Origin of the sequence: Alicyclobacillus sendaiensis NBRC 100866 (genome assembly GCF_001552675.1) — a bacterium.
GTDB lineage: Bacteria > Bacillota > Bacilli > Alicyclobacillales > Alicyclobacillaceae > Alicyclobacillus > Alicyclobacillus sendaiensis.
In genome coordinates, this window is record NZ_BCRQ01000052.1 from 1 (window position 1) to 21445 (window position 21445).

26 protein-coding genes, 2 tRNA genes and 1 riboswitch are annotated in these 21445 nt (G+C 59.9%); of the genes, 11 read left to right on the forward strand and 17 right to left on the reverse strand.

Features of this window, described 5'->3' with window-relative positions; genetic code table 11:
• Window positions 1-203 precede the first annotated feature (203 nt).
• From AS26_RS10410 to AS26_RS13900, 3 genes are all read right to left on the reverse strand, one after another.
• Window positions 204-716, reverse strand: coding sequence for a hypothetical protein (locus tag AS26_RS10410; RefSeq protein WP_157068481.1), 513 nt, complete (start codon window positions 714-716; stop codon window positions 204-206).
• A 1655-nt stretch (window positions 717-2371) separates the two neighbouring features.
• Complete coding sequence (locus tag AS26_RS13895; RefSeq protein WP_083516065.1) at window positions 2372-3085, reverse strand: cytochrome c biogenesis CcdA family protein; 714 nt, start codon at window positions 3083-3085, stop codon at window positions 2372-2374.
• Window positions 3086-3131: 46 nt separating this feature from the next.
• Window positions 3132-3743, reverse strand: a complete 612-nt coding sequence (locus AS26_RS13900) for a TlpA family protein disulfide reductase (protein ID WP_245629722.1) — start codon at window positions 3741-3743, stop codon at window positions 3132-3134.
• A gap of 207 nt (window positions 3744-3950) precedes the next feature.
• On the opposite strand from AS26_RS13900, the gene AS26_RS14945 reads away from it, so the two are divergent.
• On the forward strand, window positions 3951-4118 hold the full coding sequence (locus AS26_RS14945) for a helix-turn-helix domain-containing protein (RefSeq protein ID WP_083516067.1): 168 nt from the start codon (window positions 3951-3953) through the stop codon (window positions 4116-4118).
• Between the two features lie 292 nt (window positions 4119-4410).
• Window positions 4411-4635, forward strand: a complete 225-nt coding sequence (locus AS26_RS14255; protein WP_169793491.1) for a site-specific integrase — start codon at window positions 4411-4413, stop codon at window positions 4633-4635.
• A 134-nt stretch (window positions 4636-4769) separates the two neighbouring features.
• On the opposite strand, the gene AS26_RS10425 is transcribed toward AS26_RS14255, so the two are convergent.
• Window positions 4770-4859 (reverse strand) — tRNA-Ser (locus AS26_RS10425).
• Window positions 4860-4897: 38 nt separating this feature from the next.
• Window positions 4898-4972, reverse strand: a tRNA-Gly gene (locus AS26_RS10430).
• Window positions 4973-5161: 189 nt separating this feature from the next.
• On the opposite strand from AS26_RS10430, the gene AS26_RS10435 reads away from it, so the two are divergent.
• The 4 genes from AS26_RS10435 to AS26_RS10450 all read left to right on the forward strand — a co-directional run bounded on the left by AS26_RS10435 (window position 5162) and on the right by AS26_RS10450 (window position 8155).
• Complete coding sequence (locus AS26_RS10435) at window positions 5162-5608, forward strand: YfmQ family protein (RefSeq protein WP_062309251.1); 447 nt, start codon at window positions 5162-5164, stop codon at window positions 5606-5608.
• Between the two features lie 93 nt (window positions 5609-5701).
• Complete coding sequence (locus AS26_RS10440; protein ID WP_062309253.1) at window positions 5702-6532, forward strand: hypothetical protein; 831 nt, start codon at window positions 5702-5704, stop codon at window positions 6530-6532.
• Between the two features lie 293 nt (window positions 6533-6825).
• Window positions 6826-6969, forward strand: a riboswitch (cyclic di-AMP (ydaO/yuaA leader).
• Entirely contained in the window at window positions 6969-7511 is a 543-nt protein-coding gene (locus tag AS26_RS10445) for a C40 family peptidase (RefSeq protein ID WP_062309255.1), read from the forward strand. It overlaps the preceding riboswitch by 1 nt.
• Before the next feature lie 224 nt (window positions 7512-7735).
• A complete protein-coding gene (locus AS26_RS10450; protein WP_062309257.1) occupies window positions 7736-8155 on the forward strand; it encodes a 3D domain-containing protein in 420 nt (139 codons plus the stop codon).
• On the opposite strand, the gene AS26_RS10455 is transcribed toward AS26_RS10450, so the two are convergent.
• From AS26_RS10455 to AS26_RS10470, 4 genes are all read right to left on the reverse strand, one after another.
• Entirely contained in the window at window positions 8152-8583 is a 432-nt protein-coding gene (locus AS26_RS10455; protein ID WP_062309282.1) for a DUF86 domain-containing protein, read from the reverse strand. The genes AS26_RS10450 and AS26_RS10455 overlap by 4 nt on opposite strands.
• Window positions 8584-8587: 4 nt before the next feature.
• Entirely contained in the window at window positions 8588-9064 is a 477-nt protein-coding gene (locus AS26_RS10460) for an NUDIX domain-containing protein (protein ID WP_062309259.1), read from the reverse strand.
• A 1-nt stretch (window position 9065) separates the two neighbouring features.
• A complete protein-coding gene (locus AS26_RS10465; protein ID WP_062309260.1) occupies window positions 9066-9548 on the reverse strand; it encodes a divergent PAP2 family protein in 483 nt (160 codons plus the stop codon).
• 66 nt (window positions 9549-9614) lie between these two features.
• The gene (locus tag AS26_RS10470; protein WP_062309261.1) at window positions 9615-10697 is read right to left on the reverse strand and encodes a M42 family metallopeptidase; all 1083 of its coding nucleotides are present in this window, start codon (window positions 10695-10697) and stop codon (window positions 9615-9617) included.
• 132 nt (window positions 10698-10829) lie between these two features.
• On the opposite strand from AS26_RS10470, the gene AS26_RS10475 reads away from it, so the two are divergent.
• Together AS26_RS10475 and AS26_RS10480 are read left to right on the forward strand one after the other, a co-directional pair.
• A complete protein-coding gene (locus AS26_RS10475; protein ID WP_062309262.1) occupies window positions 10830-11150 on the forward strand; it encodes a YunC family protein in 321 nt (106 codons plus the stop codon).
• 121 nt (window positions 11151-11271) lie between these two features.
• The gene (locus AS26_RS10480; protein ID WP_245629723.1) at window positions 11272-11871 is read left to right on the forward strand and encodes a DedA family protein; all 600 of its coding nucleotides are present in this window, start codon (window positions 11272-11274) and stop codon (window positions 11869-11871) included.
• Here AS26_RS10480 and AS26_RS10485 read toward each other — a convergent pair.
• The 5 genes from AS26_RS10485 to AS26_RS10505 form a co-directional block, all read right to left on the reverse strand.
• Window positions 11856-13103 (reverse strand): HD domain-containing protein, encoded by a 1248-nt coding sequence (locus tag AS26_RS10485; protein WP_062309263.1) that lies wholly within the window; start codon window positions 13101-13103, stop codon window positions 11856-11858. The genes AS26_RS10480 and AS26_RS10485 overlap by 16 nt on opposite strands.
• Before the next feature lie 73 nt (window positions 13104-13176).
• Window positions 13177-13530 (reverse strand): HesB/IscA family protein, encoded by a 354-nt coding sequence (locus AS26_RS10490; protein WP_062309264.1) that lies wholly within the window; start codon window positions 13528-13530, stop codon window positions 13177-13179.
• A gap of 51 nt (window positions 13531-13581) precedes the next feature.
• Window positions 13582-14052 carry a thioredoxin-dependent thiol peroxidase gene (gene bcp, locus AS26_RS10495; protein ID WP_062309265.1) on the reverse strand — a complete coding sequence of 157 codons (471 nt, stop codon included), beginning with the start codon at window positions 14050-14052 and terminating at the stop codon, window positions 13582-13584.
• Window positions 14053-14081: 29 nt separating this feature from the next.
• Window positions 14082-15536 carry an aminotransferase class I/II-fold pyridoxal phosphate-dependent enzyme gene (locus tag AS26_RS10500; RefSeq protein WP_062309267.1) on the reverse strand — a complete coding sequence of 485 codons (1455 nt, stop codon included), beginning with the start codon at window positions 15534-15536 and terminating at the stop codon, window positions 14082-14084.
• 45 nt (window positions 15537-15581) lie between these two features.
• Entirely contained in the window at window positions 15582-16052 is a 471-nt protein-coding gene (locus AS26_RS10505) for a YwhD family protein (RefSeq protein WP_062309269.1), read from the reverse strand.
• 174 nt (window positions 16053-16226) lie between these two features.
• On the opposite strand from AS26_RS10505, the gene AS26_RS10510 reads away from it, so the two are divergent.
• Both AS26_RS10510 and AS26_RS10515 read left to right on the forward strand, forming a co-directional pair.
• A complete protein-coding gene (locus tag AS26_RS10510) occupies window positions 16227-16865 on the forward strand; it encodes a SpoIID/LytB domain-containing protein (protein ID WP_062309272.1) in 639 nt (212 codons plus the stop codon).
• 48 nt (window positions 16866-16913) lie between these two features.
• Entirely contained in the window at window positions 16914-17804 is an 891-nt protein-coding gene (locus tag AS26_RS10515) for a hypothetical protein (protein WP_062309274.1), read from the forward strand.
• Here AS26_RS10515 and AS26_RS10520 read toward each other — a convergent pair.
• Genes AS26_RS10520 through AS26_RS10530 form a run of 3 tightly spaced genes read right to left on the reverse strand, consistent with a single transcriptional unit; the run spans window position 17801 to window position 21044 of the window.
• A complete protein-coding gene (locus AS26_RS10520) occupies window positions 17801-18976 on the reverse strand; it encodes an aminotransferase class I/II-fold pyridoxal phosphate-dependent enzyme (RefSeq protein WP_062309276.1) in 1176 nt (391 codons plus the stop codon). The two genes, AS26_RS10515 and AS26_RS10520, sit on opposite strands and share 4 nt — an antisense overlap.
• The gene (locus AS26_RS10525; protein WP_062309278.1) at window positions 18973-20181 is read right to left on the reverse strand and encodes an FtsW/RodA/SpoVE family cell cycle protein; all 1209 of its coding nucleotides are present in this window, start codon (window positions 20179-20181) and stop codon (window positions 18973-18975) included. Before AS26_RS10525 ends, AS26_RS10520 begins: the two co-directional genes overlap by 4 nt.
• Complete coding sequence (locus tag AS26_RS10530) at window positions 20136-21044, reverse strand: glycerophosphodiester phosphodiesterase family protein (protein ID WP_245629725.1); 909 nt, start codon at window positions 21042-21044, stop codon at window positions 20136-20138. The genes AS26_RS10525 and AS26_RS10530 overlap by 46 nt, the downstream gene beginning before the upstream one ends.
• An 84-nt stretch (window positions 21045-21128) precedes the next feature.
• Between AS26_RS10530 and AS26_RS10535 the strand changes: the two genes are divergently transcribed.
• Window positions 21129-21443, forward strand: coding sequence for a hypothetical protein (locus tag AS26_RS10535; RefSeq protein ID WP_062309280.1), 315 nt, complete (start codon window positions 21129-21131; stop codon window positions 21441-21443).
• Window positions 21444-21445 lie beyond the last annotated feature (2 nt).

A 21445-nucleotide genomic window follows, 5' to 3' on the forward strand; every position in this document is an offset into this window, starting at 1 on the left:
CCGTGTACGCCTGCCGGCACTGTGAAGCGCAAGACGTGCAGACCCCTGTGCCGATGCCGAAGCCGGTGCAGGAAAAGTGTGGTTCGGTTGACGCTTACCATTCTCGATTTTGATGTGTCCATTGTATTGACTCAATACCCATACTCACATGGGGCTTTCTGTGGGACATTATGCAGGTGTGTGATCCCACAATCCCCCCTCTTTCAGCCGTTGGCGAGACCTGTCGCATGTTTCGTGTTCATGACCAAGATGTGTACCGGTCCCGAGGCCAGCACGTGGCCGCCTTCTACCAGCTTAAGGTTCCAACCCGTAGCTGGAATGCTCGAAATCTGCTTAACGATAGTCATAAACGTTGCCTCGCCATGTTCATCTGCCTTCAGCGCGCCGAGCAACTTCTGAGACTTATTCGAGACATCCGAATCTGTCACAAGGAAGACCGCATAGCGATGATTTGGTGCAAGGTGGACGGCGTCGACAGACACAGTCAGAGTTTGATTCTCTCGGTTGACAGCGAGGGTCGCCGAAGCGCTCACGGAAATCGCACCGTGTGGTTTAAGTTCCGCCTCCGCGATGGTCACGGGTGACGACGCCTTGGAACCGCTTGCGGCGGACAGACCATTTGCGTGATGATGAACCTGTTCAGATGTAGAACATCCAGTCACGGTAAAGATGAGTAATGCGACACTCAAAGGGATACCCATTAATTTGCGATTCATAATTTCCTCCTGGTTTGGAAAGATTCTTCTAATGATTCTATAGCTCAAAGTGATTATATCATTGTCAGCTAAGACACCGCGGAACAAAATCTGCATTATGATGAAAAAACACCTTGTTCCTCCCATTAACGACTTTTCATCAAAAGGTCAATTGCCCCTTTGATCACATAATTGACCGAGCCGTCACTCGCTAGTTCATCGCGGACGCACCACTCACGGAGCTTTTGGCTCAACGTGAAAACATCCACGTCAGCACGTCCACCGTTCGGCGTATCCTCCGTGCAGCCGGCATTTCAGCCACCCGCAAACATCGTGCTCCTCGAGCCCATCGCTCGCGTCGTAGAATGCCCCAAGCGGGCCTGCTCTGGCAAATGGATGCCAGTACCTTCGACTGGCTCGAAGACCGCGGCCCCCGTCTGACCTTGCATGCTGCAATCGACGACGCCACAGGGCGAATCGTCGACGCTGCATTTGCCCCCACGGAGTGTCTTGAGGACTATTGATGTGTTCTCCACCAAGGCATCATGGCCTATGGCATCCCCGTCGCTCTGTACGTGGATCGCCATACGATCTTCCGCTCGCCTAAGGCTGACAAACTCACGATCGACGAAGAATTGGCTGGCGTCAAACCTTCCACTCAACTTGGCAGGGCAGTGGCCGAACTCGGGATTTCCTTGACCTTTGCACGCTCCCCGCAAGCGAAGGGGCGAATTGAACGTCTGTGGGAGACCCTTCAGGACCGCCTCACGCACGAACTACGCCTGCACCGCATTTCAACCCTTGAAGCGGCGAATGCCTTCCTTCGCGCGTTTGTTGAGCGGTTCAACGCACGTTTTGCTGTGGAGCCTGAGTCACCAGAACCGGCATACCGACCACTGGCTCCTCACCACGACCTCCGTCGTATTCTTTGCCACCGGGCTTGGCGTAAGGTTTCGCCCGGTCAAACGATTTCGTGGAAAGGACAAACGTACCGCATGGCTCCCGCTCAGCACCAGGAGACTCTGGCCCCTCGTTCCACCGTCGAGGTTCGGGTGACTGCCGACGGAGAATTGTGGATTGCAGCTGGACAACGGCGCTTGTATCGTCTCGAGCCTTGTCCGAAGTCCCCGACTGTTCAAAGGCGGGAAGATGTCACGCCCACACCTTCCCGCCAACCCTACAAGCCCCCTGCAGACCATCCATGGCGTCGAATGACTGTCGGCCGACCAAAACCGAAGCTTTCGACTCCATCTGCAGAGGCAATTTCACCGTAATCAAGCCACGGTCGGATCGTCAAGGCTTGCTCTTGGGGTGGCTGCATGCGAGGCCGTAAGCGCAGCGTCCCTTGCACCGTGTGGCACGCTCGCTACGGCCTGAAGAGACGCGACTAGCTCTTCTTGCTCCTGGGTTCCTTCAGGCTTGCCCGTCAGACACACCACACGAGTGCAAGTGTACGGCCTATCAGATTTCACATGCGCAAAGTGACATTATCACTGCCGCATTTGGCCTCGTTCGGAGTGACAGATTCACTGACGCTTGCCATATACCCAACAAGGTATATTCGCGCTCAGCGCGTTACTTCTCGTATCAGACCTCGGATAAGAAGACGATGCGATGTCCGGATTTCCTATCGTTTATGAACGGTCCCCGCGCTCCCTTGTAGTTCCCTCAACCGACTACGAATGGATTCCAAGTACACTTATTGTCCAGTTGCTAATCCGCTGCATTGCATTGCTCGCCAGCAAAATTCCCATCAGAATTAGGAGGTATCCGCTCACCCTCGAGACCCAAGCGCTATAGCGGACAATACTGAGGAGTATTCGGCGAGATCCTAACGTGCCAGCTATCACAAGGAACGGGATGGAAAATCCAGCTATGTAGGCCGTGATTAGTAAGATGCCCGCAGCTTCATTTGTTGCCGCGAGAACGAGAACCGACGAAAAAATAGGTCCAACGCACGGCGTCCATCCAGACGCAAAGCTCACCCCGATGAGGAACGAGCCGAGATAATGTACACGCCGCCGACGGTAGTGCCATTTCCATTCGCGTATCAGAATGTTTGGTGCAATAATACCAGCGAGTATGAGACCCATGACAATGAGCACTAGACCGCCCACGAAACGGATGATTTCCCGGTACTGAAAGAACAACCGCCCAATCCAACTAGCAGAAAGACCCAAGGAAAAGAAAATTACAGATAACCCAAACACAAAAAACAAAGTGTGAAGCAATACTCGTATCTGTGTTTCGCGCGTCAGAAGTCCGACTTCCACTTGACTAATCGACACACCGGAGATATATGACAGGTACGATGGATAGAGTGGCAGCACGCATGGTGAGAAAAACGACAACAATCCCGCCAAAAATGAAATCCAGACGGTTGGTGTCATGATTGAGCCCCGTTTCAATCTCAGGTCCGCAATTACTCCCGAAATCCTATCTACTGGCTATGGCCTGCTGAACAACCTGATTAAGCGCAGATGAGGACAGTGCACCAACGTGAATAGAGACAACTTTACCAGAAGGACTGACCACGTACGTCATGGGTTCCGCGATCACGCTATAAGCACGGTAAAAATCTCCCTTTGTGTCGAACAACACCGGATAGGGAATGTGATAACGCCGAATGAATGCCTCGGCATCCACGATGCTGTCTAGACTCGTCAGGTTTACTCCAAGAAATTGCACTTCGGCTTTATAGTCAGCGTATAACTTGACGAAATGAGGTGTCTCCTCCTGACATGGAGGACACCAAGAAGCCCAAGCATTGATGATGAGAGGCTTTTTTCCTATGTATGATGCCAACTGAACCTGCTTGCCCGAGGGCTCTAAGGTTAGTGTGACGTCTGGCGCTTCAGCACCTGGGATGAGAACGCTTGCACTGGCAGTCGCATTCCCCGTGTCCTGGGACCCACCGTTTCCCTTTGCAGGAGGCTGTTCCACTCCAGTACCGTACGTCTTCGACGAAACTTGCACCGTTCCACACCCTGCCACCCCCAGGACACACACCAGGATGAGCGCTGTCAGCCGCCATGAGGTGGTTTCCATCCACATGTCCCTCCAATTACGCATGCAACCTCGTTCTGAGTTCAACCTTATCACATTTTTACGCTAGTAGGGGGACCTCACTGAGTAGATTTCTCAAGCCATTGCGCACTACATTCTGGAAAATTCGCGTAAGACGAACTCCACCCAGGGGCGGTCCGCGGGTAGTGTTAGGTAAAACAGTGGACACAGCGAATCGAGAATGTAAGAATGAGCCGATTCGAGGTGAGCCACGTAACACAAAAGTACGACAACGACATTAAGCTACATGCTGTTCAACTCGCTTTAGAAGGTCACGAACCAGCAAGCGAGATCGCACGTGATCTCAGGATCTCCGTGAAGACTTTGTACGGGTGGATGGCGAAGTCCGGAACCTAAGACCGAAAGCGAAAGAGTTGTGTCCGGTATCATGTGTAAAAAGAGTTCCTGTGAAACTTGCAAAACTCCCACCTACCATCTTGCAAAAATTATATCGCGATCTTCAAAAGGCTCCACGAAGCGACGGAAGGCCAGACACAATTTCCAATCTCACCATTCTGCATGCCCATCTTGTACTGCATGAAGCTTTAGAGCGCGCGACACGTTGGGGACTCGTTCCACGTAACGTGTGCGATTCAGTTGATCCTCCTAGACCACAAAAAGTTGACGTTCAGGTGAGGATATCGAACATGTGAATCGTTTCCTGAGTGTTGCTCAACAAGATCGTTACGATATTGCCTTTCTGCTATCTATCATGACAGGATTACGTAAAGGCGAAATTCTTGGGCTTCGGTGGATGGATGTCGATTTCGTCAAAACTCATCACAGTGCCCAAAACTTAAGCTACCCCATTATTCCGGCATTACAGATCCACAAAGAACGCCAGGAGGAACAACCTGCAACAATCAGCCATTGACCAGCTAAGTGACTTCATCTCAGTCCACAGTGCTCCCCCCAACCTCGCAAAGAGCGATGGGCAGAAGAAGGAGAGATGACTGTGAGTGAACCAAAAATGGCGAGGGGCAAAACCCTCGCCATTTCTCAGTTTGTTGGCGGAGAGGGTGGGATTCGAACCCACGGTGCCCTTGCGGACACGGCGGTTTTCAAGACCGCTGACTTCAACCACTCGCCCACCTCTCCACATGACAACGAAGGAGAGGCCATACCTCCCCTTGAGCTGGAGCGGAAGACGGGATTCGAACCCGCGACCCTCGCCTTGGCAAGGCGATGCTCTACCCCTGAGCTACTTCCGCATATGTCCGCGCCCAAACGCACCTATACTTTAAATCGACGTCGCGACGCCTGTCAACTCCCACGCCGTTCGAAATCTCCATAAAACGTCACAAAGGCGAGTGCTGCTCCCGGAGATTTTGATACAAATGGCCACGCTGCGAGCGCTATAATATCGTCAAGGCGACTTCATCAACAAGGGGAGATCCGGGTTGCCAGCCATTCCGCAGTGGGTTGTGTATGCTGCCGCCGTCGTGTTCCCCATTTTAGCGTTTGCGCTGACACCGCCCAGCATCTGGGCCAACCGCCTCATTTCGTCGCTGTCCATTCACCCGACGTTCGACGTTTCTCGGGTGACATCGGTCAACGTGTACGGCACGGAACTTCGCGGGCGCGATCGCGATCGATTTCTTCACGCGTTCAACCAGGCAGACTTCCTGTTTGAGCGCGGCATGATACCTGAATTGAACTATAATCCAATTTTCATCCGCGTCAAAGAAGGAAAGCGGATGTACGAGTTTACCGCGTACCTCTACGGGGACGGCATGGTGCAAATGGTGCGGCATAAGCGGAAAAAGAATGTCCCTTACCGCGTGTCATCCGAGCAGTTGGAACTGGTGCTCCGGTCCTGCGTTCGAGATCCCTGGTGGGTTAGCTGAGCCGTCTGCCCCGATTCGAGAGGATTTCAAGCCTCCTGTGTTACGTTCAAACCGCACCGTATCCATCCCACTTTCGGTACGGAGGTGGCAAGGATGGCAACGTTCACGCACCGGAAGGCTCTTCTCGGATCAGCCGCGCTCTTGTGGACGTTCGCCGTGGGCGGGGGTGTGGTGTTCGCCGCAGACCATAGCACGAAGGCGGTTCGCGCTGCGGATGGAAACACCAACTCGTCGATGCCCGAAAAACGCCAAGTTCTACGCACGCTTCGGCATGACTTGCTGACCGAACTCGCGCAGGAACTCAACCTGACACCGACAGCGTTGCAGCAAGACTTGCGAAACGGCAAGACCATCGGGCAACTCGCGTCCCAGGCCGGCGTTTCCACGTCGACGCTCGTGACCGATCTCGAAAACAAAGCCGCGTCGGACCTTCAGGCAGACGTTGCGAGCGGCACGCTCACCAGTCAACAGGCGTCGACAATCGAATCCCGGGTCGATCGCGCCATTCAAGGCTGGGTGAGTGGAAAATCGCCGCTCGGATGGGACAAGGTGCGCCCTCGCGAGTTCGGCGCATGGCGCCGCGATCTCGTCGCGACCGCCGCGCAAGACTTGAAGCTGTCGACCTCCGCGCTCATTGCCGATTTGCGCAAGGGAGAGACGCTCGCCGAGATCGCCACGGCCCAGGGCGTCTCGTCGTCGACGCTCATCTCCGACTTGGAGCGCGCGGCGCAAGCCGACATCCAAAAGGCCGTTTCCGGCGGCAAGATCTCCTCGAGCCAGGCACAGGCACTGTCCGCGCGGGTCGACACCTGGATCACCGACTGGGTCAATGGTACGCTCCCGCATCCTTCAGGCGCCCATCTGCCAGGCGCACAGCCGACGTCGTCGGCAACAGCCACGTCCAACGCGACATCCAACGCGTGACGTGCGCTCCCATCAAGGCCCCGCTCCGAGGTCGGGGCCTTGTTTCGTGAGCGCCGAACCACGCGCCTTCGGAGATCGCCGGGTCTTGGGCGACGGCAGCTCCCCCGCCTTTACAGCGTTCCCCAAAACCTCGAATCACCCAAGATCATCCTTTGACTTTTCATGAGGATCACCGCCTGAGCTACGACTTCAACGATCGCCCTCCCTTTGGATCCATGGATCCTCCGCGCGATCCATCAATCTCGTAATGAATGAGCTTGTGCTTCCTGTTACGCTTTCCTTGCACCACGCACACCAAGATCACGCCGAATCCTGCAGACGCAGGTACGGGGGACAAGCGGGCTCAAGGCCCAGGGGTGAATTGCGCCACAGGCGCGTAGGGGGACTCTTCCACCCGAACCCGTCAACTAACCTCGGAGGCTACAGGAGGAGAAGCATGCTGCCGAAACGAATATCTCTTGGAGCGCTTGCCGCAACTTGCGCCACCGTTGCCACGTTGACGTTGGGCGGTTTCACTGCCTTCGCTCAGACCTCACTGCCCCCCGGGGTTCGTCTGGATCCTTCCATTCAGCCTCTCGCCCCGAAAAACGCGTCCTACCAACAGAAGACACAGGCCGTCCTGAAAGTCGCCGATAGCAAAATCGGCACGCCTTACATCTGGGGTCACAACGAAGACCGTGGGCAGTACGGATTCGACTGCTCGAACTTTGTGGAATACGTGTACCACCACGCCCTTGGGTATCGCTTCACGACGTCATCTCGGTTGCAGTACCTCAAAGTGGGTTGGCGCGTTTCACTCAGCAACCTCAAGCCAGGCGACCTGCTCATCTTCGACGACGGCGGTCACGTCGGCATCTACGCCGGCAACGGCAAAATGATTCAATGCGGCGGCGGACTTGGCCGCGTGGGCTTCCTCAGCGTGCGGCCGGGATCGTACTGGTATCGGCATCTGTCCGCTGTTCGACAAATGTACACCTGAACGACACGTGTCGCCCGGCCACAAGGTCTCGCGATCTCGGCCGGGCGACGCACTTCTACAGGTCAGGCCTCTCCCGATTGCATAATTTGCCCATCCATGCACATCTTACAACCATGAACCGATCCCGACGCATAGGTATGTGCCTCACGCTCGTCTGTGCAGCCGTTTCTTGGTGCTCAAGTGCCGCGCCGGCGAACGGAACGCCGGTCGCCAAGCATGCGCCATTGGCCGCGCATGCAGAGCAGGCGTCGTGGCGAGCCGAACCGGAGGCCATCACGGTCTTCGGGCGCAGCTACGACATTCGCCGGTGCAAGAAGGTGACCGACACGTTCGTCGTCACCGCCTACAACCTGGACCGCTACTCCACGGGAAAGGATCCTGGCGATCCCGGCTTTGGCGTGACGAGCACCGGGCGGCCCGCCGTGATCGGACGGACGGTTGCCGTCGATCCGGCGGTGATCCCTTACGGCAGCCTGCTCTACATCGAAGGCGTGGGCTGGCGAATCGCAGAAGACACGGGAGGTGCCATTCGAGGCCATCACATCGACGTGCTGATGCCGTCGCGGAAACATGCCTTGCAGTTTGGGGTGAAGCGCAACTGCCGGGTAACCGTGTACATCCCGGACGATCTCGACGACGTCTAGTAGTTGCGCAGAAACTCGCGAATCTGGTTCATGAAGGGAGCGAACAGATCCGCGTAACGCAACACCGTCTCGCGCACGTCCGTCGGCGTGATGCGGGCGTGATCGCGAAGAAGGCGAGAACGGAAGTCGATTGCGCCGGTGAACGCATCGAACCATGAACGTTGGAGGACGTCTTCCTCGACGAGGACTTTGACGATATCGGCGTAGCCGCCGGGATCGCGCATCACGAGCGCGTCGATGATGAGCGACGCGATGTCGGTGACGTATTCGACACTTGTCCAGAGCGCGCGCTCGGCGGCAAGCCGCCACGTGAGATCGAGCTCCCAGGCATCCTCCCGCTCGGCCAAGGCCTGCAACCATTCGGCGCGTTGACTGAGCGCTTCAAGCCATGCCTCGATTTGCTGCTTATGATCCTTGGTCAAAAACATCATCTCACCTCGCTCGCGAACGGAATGCCACTTCCGCAAACAGCTTCGCAAACACCTCGTCCTGCACGATGGGACTTCGATCCGCCGCAGGAAAACCTTCTATACCCCGAACCCACGGCACGAGCTGAACCGCCGTCGTCTCGGATGTCGCGGGCCGAGCTTTCACGTCGTACACGTCGGCGACATACACCCATTTGCTCGCCTCGCGGCCGTCGCGCAGGACAATCGTGTACTGCGCAAACCAGGCGAGGTTGTCGAGCAAAACCCCCGCCTCCTCAAACGCTTCGCGCCGCGCTGCGGCGTCCGGCGCCTCGCCAGGTTCCACCTTGCCCCCGGGAAGCTCCCATCCCCGCTCATGATGACGCACCCAGACGCAGCCGTCGAACAGCCTCGCGAAGACGAGCACCGAGTGCGGTGCCGGGTGGCGACTCGCGAGGTCAAACTGCAAGTCTTTGGCTGGGGCAAATCGCACGTCCCCCACGTCACCACCACCTGCCGAAGGCGATTCCGATGACGAGGCCTATCAAACCGCCCACGACGATCTCGGCGGGTTCATGCCCGAGAATCTCCTTCAGGCGCTCTCCTTCAGGCTGCCCCGCGACGGCCGATTCGGATCGCTGCGAAAATTCCATGGCAATCCGGTTGAGCAGCACAGCGTGTTCACCCGCATGACGCCGAATGCCGCCGGCGTCGTACATCACGATGGCGGCGAAAACCACGGCGACAGCGAAAATGGGCGACGTCGGGCCCACGACAAACCAGAGCGCGGTGGCCAACGCCACCACGCCCGCCGAATGCGAGCTCGGCATGCCGCCCGCGCCGAACACGCGGCTCCAATCCCAGGCGCGCGTCGTCACAAAATGGATGGGGATCTTTAGGATCTGGGTCACCACGATGGCGCAGATGGCGGCCATCAGCGCGGTATTTCCCCACAGGCCCTGCAGAAAATGTAGAAGGTCGGGCATTCAGGGGCCTCCTTGAGAAGCGAGGCGCCGAATGACCGGCGCCTCGCGGACTGTCCACTTTTCACTTTACCACGCCTGAATTTCGGTGACCATATCCCTATCGAGCGCCTTCACCATGGCCGTGACGAGTTGGATAGCCTGCAGGTAGTCGTCCTCGTGCACGACGCCGTTGTGGCTGTGAATGTAGCGCGTCGCAAAGCCGATGTTCACGCTCGGCACACCGATGCCGTGCAGGTGGAACGATCCCGCATCCGTTCCGCCGCCCGCCATGCTGCTGAGCTGCACCGGAATGTGTTCCGCCGCGGCGATGTCCAACACGAAATCCCGGAACCGGTTGTTCGGGATCATGGAGTGGTCGTAAATCATGAGCAGCGGCCCCTTGCCCGCGTCACCCAGGTGCTGGCGTTCCCCGCTGTCGATCCCCGGCGTATCTCCCGCCACGCCCACGTCAACGGAAATGGCGATGTCGGGATCGACCAGGTGGACGAGCGTCTTCGCGCCGCGCAGACCGACTTCCTCCTGCGCGGTGGCACCCGCAAACACGACGTTAGGGTGCGCCTGCCCTTGCAGTTCCTTCAGCACGCAGAGCGCGGTGGCGCAGCCGAGCCGATTGTCGAGCGCCTTCGACACGTACATCTTCGGATTCCCGAGCTGGGTGAACGGGCTGTGCGGGACAATGGCGTCGCCCGGCCGCACGCCCATCTCTTCCGCGTGCTCCTTGCTCGTGGCGCCGATGTCCACAAACACGTCCTTCAGTTCAACTACCTTTTTGCGCTCGTCCGCGGACAAAATGTGAGGAGGCTTGGAACCTGTGACGCCGAGCAAAGGCCCCTTGCGCGTCTGCACGATCACGCGCTGCGCCAGCACGACCTGAGACCACCAGCCGCCGATGGGCTGGAACTTCAAGAAGCCCTCGGGGGTGATGTGCGTCACCATGAAACCAATTTCATCGAGATGCCCGGCGATGAGCACCTTGGGTCCGTTGGGATCCCCGGTCTTTCGCCCGACCACGCCGCCAGTCCGGTCGCGCAACAACTCCTCGGAAAGCGGCCTGAGGCGCTCCTCCAACAACTTGCGGACGCCGGATTCGTAGCCCGAGATACCGTGGGCGTCGCAGAGATCGCGCAAGACTTCGACATGTGGATGCATCGATGACTCTCCCCTCTGCGCCAAATCTCACACCGCCACTCATCATAACATACTCGCCATTGGACAAGGGGGCGCACACCTTTGGCGCTGTCGCGTCATACGATACCAAGAGCGCGGGGAGGAGAGATGCAGATGGTGCGCGTGGAGCCGATGTGGATTGAAGGATACCCGTTTACGGCGGTGCAGGTCGAACTTCCGAAGACGACGCTCCTCGTCATCGCGAACGCCGTGGGATACGCGATGTGCGGGGCGCTCGACGTGGAGCTCCTGCGGACGAAGCTCAGGAGTCGCAACGTCGTCGCTATGCGCGCAACCGGGGTGCGCACGTTTGAGGAGTTGCTCGCCGCAACCGTGGAGAACCAGACCCAAGCCGCCGAGGAGCTCGGCATTCACCCGGGCATGCCGATGCGCGAGGCGCTGGCAACGCTCGGCCGGGCCGCGCAGAACGGATGAACCGTTCTGCGCGTGGACAAGCCCATTTGAACTCGCGCTCCTCCAGGTAAGTCCTTGAGTTGTGGCGCAAACCAGGTACCATGGAAACAGACCTGTGCGCTCAACGCAGAAGGAACGGAGGATGAACGTGTCCCATCTGACCACGATCGTGATTCATCACGGACTTCTCGGCATCTTCCTGCTGATGGCCCTCGAGAGCTGCTGCATCCCCATCCCCTCCGAGGTCGTGATGCCGCTCGCCGGCTTCCTCGCCTACCGGCACCTGCTCGGCTTTTGGCCAGCTGTCCTCGTGGCGACCGCGGCCAATGTCGTGGGAAGCCTCGCTGCGTACGCCATCGGCAACTACGCCGGCCGCGCCTTCGTGCTGCGGTACGGCCGCTACGTGGGCCTCTCGGCTCGCCACCTGGAGCGCGCTGAGCGGTGGTTCCACCGGTTCGGAGAGGCGACGGTCTTCTTCGGACGCATGGTCCCCGCCGTGCGGACGTTCGTCTCGCTGCCCGCGGGCTTCGCGCGCATGTCTGTCGCGCGATTCGTCCTCTTCAGCCTGCTCGGTTCGTTCGTGTGGAACCTCGCGCTCGTGTACGGCGGTTACCAGCTGAACAAGCATTGGCAACTTTTGGATGATCATATCAAGCCCTTCACTTACGTGGGCGCAGCGATCCTCCTGATTGCGCTCATTTGGTTCTGGTTCCGCCGGCGCGCGGATCAGAGCGCCGAATAAGCAATGGAGCGCACGCGCGCGGACAGTGGGTGAGCAGGGTCGAGCATTTCCTTCGGCAGGAACATCCGCTCCTCCGAGCTCGGCACCAGCGTGCGAATGAGCTTCGAAGCCTGGCTCAGGTCCTCCACGCGGCCGCTCGCGTCGCGCAGGAGCAAGCCTTGGCCGATCACGTCGTACCCGGGGATCTTGCAGGCGCGCAGCGAGACATAGTAGTCCGGGTGAAACCCCATGGCCTTGGCCGTGGTGCGCAACAGGGCGAGATCGTCGACCGGCGTCGGACCTTGGCGCACCACGGGAGCGAACAGACGGCGGTGCAGGAAGCGCTCGGCGAGATCGCGGAGAATGGGATCCGGGTGTTCGGCAAACGTGTGAAAGGCGTATAACAACACCGATTCATCCAGCCGGATGTACCACGAGACGTCCTCCATGTCGCCGTCAAGCACGCGCCTGAGGGGCTCGGGCATGGTGATGCGCTCCCCCTCGGCAATCAGATCCTTCGCTCGAACCAGGATCTTTTCGACGAGGACATCGCTCCCCACGGTGACCGGGTGCAAGTACACCTGAACGTACATGAAGTACCGCGCCAACAGATACTGTTCCACCGTGTGGAGATTTTGACGTTTCACGTAGATGCGCCCGTCCCAGTACGTCAGCGAGCGGATGAGCCGGGCGAGTTCAAACAAACCGTACGACACGCCGGTGGCTTCGGCGTCCCGGAGCATGTAGTCCATCCGGTCCACGTCGAGCTGGCTCGAGATGAGCGACTCCACGGCTGGATAGCGGCTCTCGCGGCGAAGGACCCGGACGAGATCGGGCGCGAATTCGTCGTCCACGCCATCGAGCACGGACCGCAGCGCGGGATCCTCCAAAATGATGCGATGCGTCCACGCCTCGTGTTGCACGCCGAGGACCGATTCGAACGTGTGGGAGAACGGACCGTGCCCGATGTCGTGCAAAAGCGCTGCGGCCAGAGCCAGCCGGATCTCGCGCGGATCGGTCGGCCAGCCGGATTCGCGCTGGAGATGGTACAACACCCGGCGCATCGTCTCATAGGCACCCAGGGAGTGCGCGAATCGAGAATGTTCAGCTCCGTGAAACGTCAGATACGAGGTCCCGAGCTGGCGGATGCGGCGCAGGCGTTGAAACGCGGGCACGTTCACCAGAGCCCACAGGAGCGGATCGTCAAACAGGATCTCGTCGTGAACCGGGTCTTTTAGGACTTTTTCGAACACGTCGCGCCCTCCAAACCTCGACCTACGCGGCAACGGGCCGACCGAAGCGCACCCTCGGTCAGCCCGTTCCGGCTCAGTTGCACGATCCCGGCTGCCCCGCACGCGTGGCGGTCCGGAAACTCGAACCGCATCCGCACATCTGCGTGGCGTTCGGATTGTTGATTTTGAAACCTTGGCCCGTGAGATCGTCGATGTAGTCGATCTCGGAGCCGTCAATCAGTTCCAGGCTCTCCGGATCGACCACGAGCTTGACGCCGTGCTGAACTGTCACCACGTCGCCCGGCTTCTCGTTGTCGAGTGCGAGGCCGTACGTGAATCCGGTACAGCCGCCCGGCTTGGTGTAGATGCGAAGCGCATCCTCGCCCGACGCCTGTGACTCGAGGAGCGTCCGGACGCGCTCTGCGGCTTGTTCGGTCAGCGTGATCACCGTCATCGCCTCCCTTTCCAGCTTCTATTATACGCCTTCGCGTTCCCTGTTTCAGCCCGCGATTTCCCGCACCTTCGCGAGCACCTCTTCAGCATGCCCGTCGACCTTCACTTTCGGAAACACGGCCGCGATGACGCCGTCCGCATCGATCACGTACGTCGTGCGCTCGATGCCGAGCGTCTTGCGCCCGTACATGTTCTTCTCCTTCAGCACGTCGTACGCTTGGCAGATCTGTCCGTCGGGATCGGAGATGAGCGGAAAGTTGAGGCCGTGCTTGTCCCGGAACTTGGCGTGCGAACGGACATCGTCGCGCGACACGCCGTAGATGACCGCACCGGCCTCCTCGAACCGCGACTTGAGATCGCGGAACGCGCAGGCCTCCTGGGTGCAGCCGGGCGTGTCGTCCTTCGGATAGAAGTACAGCACGACGACCTTCCCGCGCAGATCCGACAGCTTGACCGTCTCGCCCGAGTCGCACTCCGCTGTGAACTCAGGCGCCTTCACGCCGACTTCCAGAGCCATACAAACTCCTCCCACACGCGGCCGGACGTTCACTCGCGGACGACTTTGATCATGCGGATCTCGGGGTCGTCGGGGCCCTGCACGGGCAGTCCGGCCCGCAGATTGGCTTCAATATAATCGATATTATCCTGCGTGATCACTTCGCCAGGCAAGAGGATGGGGATTCCAGGCGGATACACCATCACCATCTCCGCCATGGTCCGCCCCACGGCTTGCTGCAGCGGCACGACCTCAGTGGGCGCGTAAAACGCGGAGCGCGGCGTCATCCGCAGTTCGGGCATCGAGGGCAGCGTCACGGGCTGGTGCTCGCGCACCGCGCCTTGGCCGTAACGGTCCGCAATGGCCTCGAGTGCCTCGATGAGCGCCTCGATATCCTCTTCCGTGTCGCCCCACGAGATGATGCACAGGATATTGTACAGATCGCTCAGCTCGACCTCGATGTTGTACTCCTCGCGCAGGATGCGCTCCACGTCGTATCCTGTGAGGCCGAGATCGCGCACAGAGATGGTCAACTTGGTCGGATCGAGCGCATACGTGGCGCTCGAGACGAGCTGGCGCTCGTCCAGACAGCGCAATCCGGGAATGGCCTGAATCGCCCGCCGCGCTTTGTTGGCCAGGGAAATGGCGTAATCGAGCCGCTCTCGCCCGTGAATCGCCAGCTCCTTGCGCGCCACGTCGAGCGAAGCGAGCAAGAGATACGAGGTCGAGGTGGTGGTCAGCATGCTCAGGACCACCTGGACGTGCCGCGGGTCGATCATCCCCTCGCGCACGTTCAACACGCTCGATCCCGTCATGGAGCCGCCGAGCTTGTGCACGCTGGTCGCCGCCATGTCGGCACCCGCCTGCATCGCGGACAGCGGGAGATCCGGGTGAAACCCGATGTGCACGCCGTGCGCCTCGTCCACGAGCACGGGAACGCCGACGCTGTGCGCCACCTCGACGATGCGCTCGAGATCGGCCGCAATGCCGAAATAGGTCGGATTGATGACCACAAGCGCGCGCGCGTCGGGGTGCTCCTCGAGCGCGCGCGACACGGTCTCGACGGACAGCCCGTGCGAAATGCCAAACTCCCGGTCCACCTCGGGGTGAAGAAAGACGGGCTTGGCGTCCGCCAGGATGATGGCCGTCAGGACGGACTTGTGGACGTTGCGGGGAACCAGAATCTTATCCCCAGGACCGACGGTCGCCATGACCATCGTCATAATGGCCGTGGACGTGCCCTGGACGGAGAAAAACGTGTAATCGGCGCCGAACGCCTCCGCTGCGAGTTCCTGCGCGTGCTTGATGGCCCCCGTTGGATGGTGGAGATCGTCGAGCGGCGCGATGTTGATGAGATCCAGCGCGAGCGCGTTGTCGCCCACGAACGCGCGGAAACGGCTGTCCATGCCGCGGCCCTTCTTGTGCCCTGGAATGTGAAACTGGCGCGGATTGCGCGCCACGTGGCGCAACAGTGCATCAAACAACGGGGTCTCATTTTGATTCAACGGAGACATCCCTCCTTGACGACGTGGGACCGCGGCTCGGCCGCTTCACGCGGCGGAGAAAGCCTCCCGGAAGGCTGCGGACGCGTTTTCCCACAGGTCCGGGCGGAGTCCGCGCAAGAACGCGGCGAACTTCTCGATCTGCTCTGGGCTCAAAAGGCTGAGGTCCGCCTTGCCCTTCACAGCCTTATCCATGGCGTTCACGTGGTCCGCGAGTTTCTTGTACCCGAGCTTGGCCTCGCTGTCAATCCACATTTCAAACGCCTGCACGCCATGGAATCCCATGCCGTTCTCAAATCGCTTCAAGCTGATCCACAACCCCACAATGCGCCTCGGATGAGGCACCTCCTCGAGCGATCCGACAAACCGCACGCCCAATTCGACCCGACTTTTGGCGTGGATGGCGTTGTTGTCAATGAAGACCTCATCGCCGTCCATCAAGACAGCCGAGATCCCTTTCAGTTGATCTTCTGATGCATGCGGTTGCTTCGACTGGCCGGTGAGACTCAGTTTCTGCATCCGACACCCTCCTCGTGGAATGGCCTTGACCCTGTTGACCGATTCTGTAGCTCGCAATTCTAAGGACTCATTGTACCCCCTCCACCTGGATGTGTCACATGCGCCACCGGCGCATGTTCGGCGGAAAGCGGGGAAAAGTAAGACAAACGACCATATCTCGCGAGGGGACGGGTCATGACGAGCGTACAACGGACAGTCAGCTTGCTGTGCGCGAGCGGCGCCTTCGCCGCTCTCGCGCCCATTCTCTCGGCGCCTCGCGTCGAGGCTGCCCAGACCATCTACAACACCAGCGTTCCGTCGGTCATCCGGGTCGCCATTCGGGAAAACAATCCGAGCGGCGAACCGGATCCGCGCGGACGGATCATGTACGTGGAAGCCGTTCCGTTCACGACCTATTGCGAAGACGTTCTGCCGAACGAATGGTTCCCGAGCTGGCATCCGGAAGCGCTGAAGGCCGGCGCGATGGCCGTCAAGATGTTTGCCTGGTACCACCATCTCCACCCGGTGACCATCGACGGCTTCACGTTCGACGTGGACAACACGACGAACTTCCAGCACTTTCAGGAGATGTCGAGCCAGCCGACGACCAACGCAGCGTTTCAAGCTATTCAAAAATTCGCGTACACCAAGCCGAACGGAGAGATCGTGGAACTCAACTACTCGGCTGGCTACGAAAACGATCCGAACTGGCAGTACCGCAACGCGCAGAAGATGGCCCAGTGGGGCTCAGAATACTGGGCGAGGCACGGGCAGAACTATGTGCAGATCCTGCAGTTCTATTACCAGAACCGGGCGCTCATGCGCCTGCCGTGATCGCGCCAAAGCACCGCCCACCATCGTGTGAGAAACGAGGGAGATGCCGTGAAACGATATCCATCCAAGCGAAGCGTGATGGTCGCATCGCTCCTTGCCAGCGCCGTGACGATGGCCATCCCGACGCAACCCCAGGTTGGCGCCCTTCGTCACGAGCATGCACGGGCGCTGCACGGCGCCATCGCGGCGATGGCGCCTGTCGAAATCGCGCCGGTCGAGCAACGCGCCGAAACAGGCCAGCCACCCAAGCCTCGCGCGAGCGAGAGGCCGGCGCAAAAGCCTCGGTCGGGCGACACAAGGGCCGAGAAGCCTGGCTCATCCAAGGCGCCGGAGAAGCGGAAGCCGGGCGGAAGCACCGCAGAATCCGCAAAACCATCGAACGGCTCGAAACCTGGCCCAACGCAACCCGCCCCGCCCAAAGGGGTATCGCCCGCGGCTCCGAAGCCGGCTCCGACGCCGCCGGCGCCCGCGCAACACAACGACCAGCCGGCAGGTCCAGAATCCTGGGGCTACACGCGAAAGACGGCGAAACTTCGGATCCGCGTCATCGACGGCCGCACGAAGGAACCCATCCAAGGGGCCGAGGTCGTCCTGATTGAAACCGAGCAGCGCTTCAAGACCGACGCGCAGGGTTACACACCCTGGTTTGACGCCCCGGTCATCCGGAATCCGAGATACCGTCCCATGGTCGCCGAGCTCCACGGACAACTCGGTGCGATTGCGTACAAAGATGGCTACCGAGACTCCATCCACCTCGGCATTCGCGTACACGAAGGGATTCGCCAACAGACGACCATCTGGATGTACGAAATCGGGCCGGTGGATCGCCGCATTGAGCCCGTGCTGTATCAGGAGCCGTACCATCACCTGTGGCTGGTTCGACTCGCGGACAAATTCCGAAGCCACACGCAGCCTGGCGAGGGGCCGGAGCGCCCTTAAAACTGCCGAGCCCAGAACCTCGCCATCCGTTCGGCCGCCTCGACGAGCCGATCTTCCGGCGCGAGCAGGCCCACCCGGACGTAACCTTCACCGTGCTCGCCGAATCCTCTCCCCGGGGCGACCGCGACGTGCGCCTCTTCCAGCAGCGCGTTCGCGAACGCCACGGAGGAAATGCCGGAAGGAAGGGGAATCCAGCAGAAGAACGACCCCTGGGGCGAAGGCGCCTCGATGCCGGCGGATCGAAGCGCGCCGAGAAACGCGTCGCGCCGGCGCTGGTACGTCTGGCGCAGCGCTTCAATCTCGTCCGCAGGCCCGCGGAGCGCCGCCACGGATGCCCGCTGAACGGCCGCAAAGATGGACACGTAGTAGTGATCTTGAATCCGGTTGATATGCTCGATGACCTCTTCATGGCCGGCCGCGAACGCCACGCGCCACCCGGCCATGTTGAACGTCTTGCTGAGCGTGTAGATCTCGATCCCGACTTCCTTCGCGCCCTCGATCTGCAAAAAAGAGGGTGGGCGGTGACCATCATACCCAATGGCGCCGTACGCGAAATCGTGCACGATGAGCACGCCGTGCTGGCGCGCCTTCTGAATGGCCCGCTCGAAGAACCGAGCCGTGGTGCCCGCGCCAGTGGGATTATTGGGGTAATTGAGGTACCACACCTTCGCCCGCTCCCACACCGCCCCAGGCACCGCCTCGAGATTGGGGATGTACCCGTTCGACGACGTGATGGGAAGCGCGTGCGGTTCTGCCCCGGCAAGCGCAATGCCGCTCAGGTAGTCGGGGTATCCTGGGTCCGGCACGAGCGCCACGTCCCCTGGCTCAAGGTACAGCTCCGCGATCTCGACGAGACCCGTCTTGCCTCCCACGAGAATGGCGATCTCGCGCTCCGGATCGAGCCTCACCCCGTAGATGCGCCGATAGAAATCGGCGGCCGCCTCCTTCAGCTCCGGCAGTCCGCGAAACGGCGGATACCTGTGCGTGGCGGGATCGAGCACCGCTTCCCGGAGGGCCTCCACGATGTGCGAGGGAGTGGGCAAATCCGGGTTGCCTTGCCCAAGGTTGATGACGTCATGCCCCGCCTGCTGAAATGCCGCCACTCGCCGCGTTAAACCGGAGAAAAACTGCTCCGGCAGCCGCACAATCCGGTTCGCCAGACGAAATGTCACGCCAATCGCCCCTTGCTTGTCTCGAATTGGGCCTGCAGGCGCGCTCGCCTGCGCCTCAGCCCGACGCTCAACACGATGCCCACCGCGAAATAGTTGACCACGAGCGACGTACCTCCGTAGCTGATGAACGGCAAGGTGATGCCGGTCGATGGGCTCATGTACATATCCGCGCCGATGTTTTCGAAGACCTGAAACGCGAACATGCCGACGATCCCGACCGCGATGTACATGCCGAAGGGGTCCGTCGTCGTTTGGGCGATGCGGATGAGCCGATGACACAAAATCAGAAACAACAAAACCAGAATTGCCGACCCAACAAAGCCGAACTCCTCGCCGATGGCGGAAAAGATGTAGTCCGTCCACTGGTTGGGCACCCATCCGCCGGACGTGAGCACGCCCTTTCCGTACCCTTCCCCAAACAATTCACCGCTGCCGATGGCCGTCTGCGCCATATGAATATTGTAGCCGTATTTGTCCTGGCTGAAGTTAGGATCCACCCAGGTGAGGATGCGGTACGCCTGGTACCCCTTCAGAATGTGGTGTTTCATGAGCACGTCCACGAAGGCGAGCGTCTGCTTCGTGAAGACCGTCGTCGCCAGGACGCCAAGCGCGATGACGCCGAGCACAAACAACATCAGCACCGCGTACGGACCGCGGCGAGCGAAGACGCTGTACATCGTCAGGAAGATGGCGATCATCACGAGGGCCTGTCCAAGCGCCGGCTCTTTGAAGGTCAGCGCAAACGGAACCAGGACGATGGGCAGAAAAATCCACTGCTTGCGCAGTCGGTAATCCGGGACTTCCGCCTCCTCGACGTCCGCCATATATTTGGCCAACCAGACGACGATGGCTACCTTCGCGAGCTCCGACGGCTGGAAAGAGAACGAGTGAAACGAAATCCACGAATGCGCGCCCATGGTGGCTGGAAACCCAAACACCGCCACCAACAACACGCAGGAGATGCCCCAGAGCCACCAGTGCGCCTTGCGAAGCCAACGATAATCCATCAGCGCGCCCGCAAATAACGCGACGAAACCCAACACTTCATACGCGATTTGCTTGCTCATCACGTGGGATGGGATATTGGCGCTGTGGTTGCCTGCGGTCGCCGCGTGAATCGCAAGACACGCGTACACGGCGAGCAGCGCGAGGACCACGACTACCGTGATGTCGAAATACTTCCATTCCCGACGAACCGACTCCACGCGCCGCCCTCCTCCCCGTACAAACAACCCCATGATGTCACGTTTATTGTTTCAGTTCCAGCAGGAGCTTTTGCAAGATCTGCGGCGAATTTGTGACAATGCCGTCGACGCCTCGTTGTAATGAGATCTCGCATCACGTCCGGGTCATCGACCGTCCACACGTCGATCTCCAGGCCGCACCGGTGGGCAAATGCGACGAAGCGAGGCGTCACCACCTGAACGCCGTACTGCCTAACGGGCACCTGAACGGCCTGAAACGGCATCCTTGCGCGCCGACCGGGCTCCCAGCCTGTGCGCGCCATGACCATCAAGCGCGCCACTTCGACGGGCGAAGCGCTCGTCCTTAGCCGCGGGCATCGCGCCCGAGCCTCCACAAGCGTCGCATGATGGAAGGAAGCCAGTGTGACGCGCTCGAGCGCATCTTCCTCCTCGAGCATCCGCAGAAATAGACCGACCTGCGCGCGCTTTGGTTTCAAATCCACGTTGAAATAGGCGCAAGGAAACGCGCGCAGCGCCTCGCGAAGCGTGGGAATGCGAATCCCGCACCCCCGGTAGGGGTACGTTTTGCCGCCGTCGCGCGTGAATCGATAACCAAAGTCGTACCGCAAGAGTTCCTCGTAGGTCTGATCGGCGATAGCGCCGGTTCCATCCGAAACCGCATCGATGCGCCCGTCGTGGCAGATGACCAGTTCCCCGTCTTTCGTCCAGTGGACGTCCGTTTCGATCACGTCGGCCCCTTGGCGCAGCGCAATTTGAAATGCGACGAGCGTGTTCTCTGGCGCCTCGCGGCTCGCCCCCCGATGCGCAAAGACCCGAACTCGCGAGCGCCGCGTTTCCTCCATAGGCTTCCGCGTTTCAGCCATACTTCGACGCTCCTCACCGGTGCAACCGCCCAGCCAAAGGGGCCAGATGCCCCGTAAGGTAATCCAGAAAGGAGGCGTTCACCTATGCTTACGCTTCGCGACGTCCGCGAATACTTGGGCCGGCCCGTCCACTGCCACACGCATTTCGGATCGTTTCATGGCGTGGTGGTGCACGTGACGCGGCATCATCTCATTCTGCAAAACGCCGTCCGCGCCGACGCCCCCATCGCATCGCTCGACCACGCGCGAGGACTGTTCGGTCCCGGCCCCAACGGCATGCCACCCGTTCCGCCGCCAAACCCGTATGGACCGCCGGGCGGGCCGCAAAGCCCTTGGCACCTCGCCATCCCGCTCGCCGCCATTCTCGGCATCACCGCCATCGGGATTCACTGGTGGTAAAG

Coding starts and splice junctions, on each gene's coding strand:
- AS26_RS10410 (WP_157068481.1), bottom strand. CDS start 716: ATGAATCGCAAATTAATGGGTATCCCTTTGAGTGTCGCATTACTCATC.
- AS26_RS13895 (WP_083516065.1), bottom strand. CDS start 3,085: ATGACACCAACCGTCTGGATTTCATTTTTGGCGGGATTGTTGTCGTTT.
- AS26_RS13900 (WP_245629722.1), bottom strand. CDS start 3,743: ATGGAAACCACCTCATGGCGGCTGACAGCGCTCATCCTGGTGTGTGTC.
- AS26_RS14945 (WP_083516067.1), top strand. CDS start 3,951: ATGAGCCGATTCGAGGTGAGCCACGTAACACAAAAGTACGACAACGAC.
- AS26_RS10440 (WP_062309253.1), top strand. CDS start 5,702: ATGGCAACGTTCACGCACCGGAAGGCTCTTCTCGGATCAGCCGCGCTC.
- AS26_RS10445 (WP_062309255.1), top strand. CDS start 6,969: ATGCTGCCGAAACGAATATCTCTTGGAGCGCTTGCCGCAACTTGCGCC.
- AS26_RS10455 (WP_062309282.1), bottom strand. CDS start 8,583: ATGTTTTTGACCAAGGATCATAAGCAGCAAATCGAGGCATGGCTTGAA.
- AS26_RS10465 (WP_062309260.1), bottom strand. CDS start 9,548: ATGCCCGACCTTCTACATTTTCTGCAGGGCCTGTGGGGAAATACCGCG.
- AS26_RS10470 (WP_062309261.1), bottom strand. CDS start 10,697: ATGCATCCACATGTCGAAGTCTTGCGCGATCTCTGCGACGCCCACGGT.
- AS26_RS10475 (WP_062309262.1), top strand. CDS start 10,830: ATGGTGCGCGTGGAGCCGATGTGGATTGAAGGATACCCGTTTACGGCG.
- AS26_RS10480 (WP_245629723.1), top strand. CDS start 11,272: ATGAACGTGTCCCATCTGACCACGATCGTGATTCATCACGGACTTCTC.
- bcp (WP_062309265.1), bottom strand. CDS start 14,052: ATGGCTCTGGAAGTCGGCGTGAAGGCGCCTGAGTTCACAGCGGAGTGC.
- AS26_RS10505 (WP_062309269.1), bottom strand. CDS start 16,052: ATGCAGAAACTGAGTCTCACCGGCCAGTCGAAGCAACCGCATGCATCA.
- AS26_RS10510 (WP_062309272.1), top strand. CDS start 16,227: ATGACGAGCGTACAACGGACAGTCAGCTTGCTGTGCGCGAGCGGCGCC.
- AS26_RS10530 (WP_245629725.1), bottom strand. CDS start 21,044: ATGGCTGAAACGCGGAAGCCTATGGAGGAAACGCGGCGCTCGCGAGTT.
- AS26_RS10535 (WP_062309280.1), top strand. CDS start 21,129: ATGCTTACGCTTCGCGACGTCCGCGAATACTTGGGCCGGCCCGTCCAC.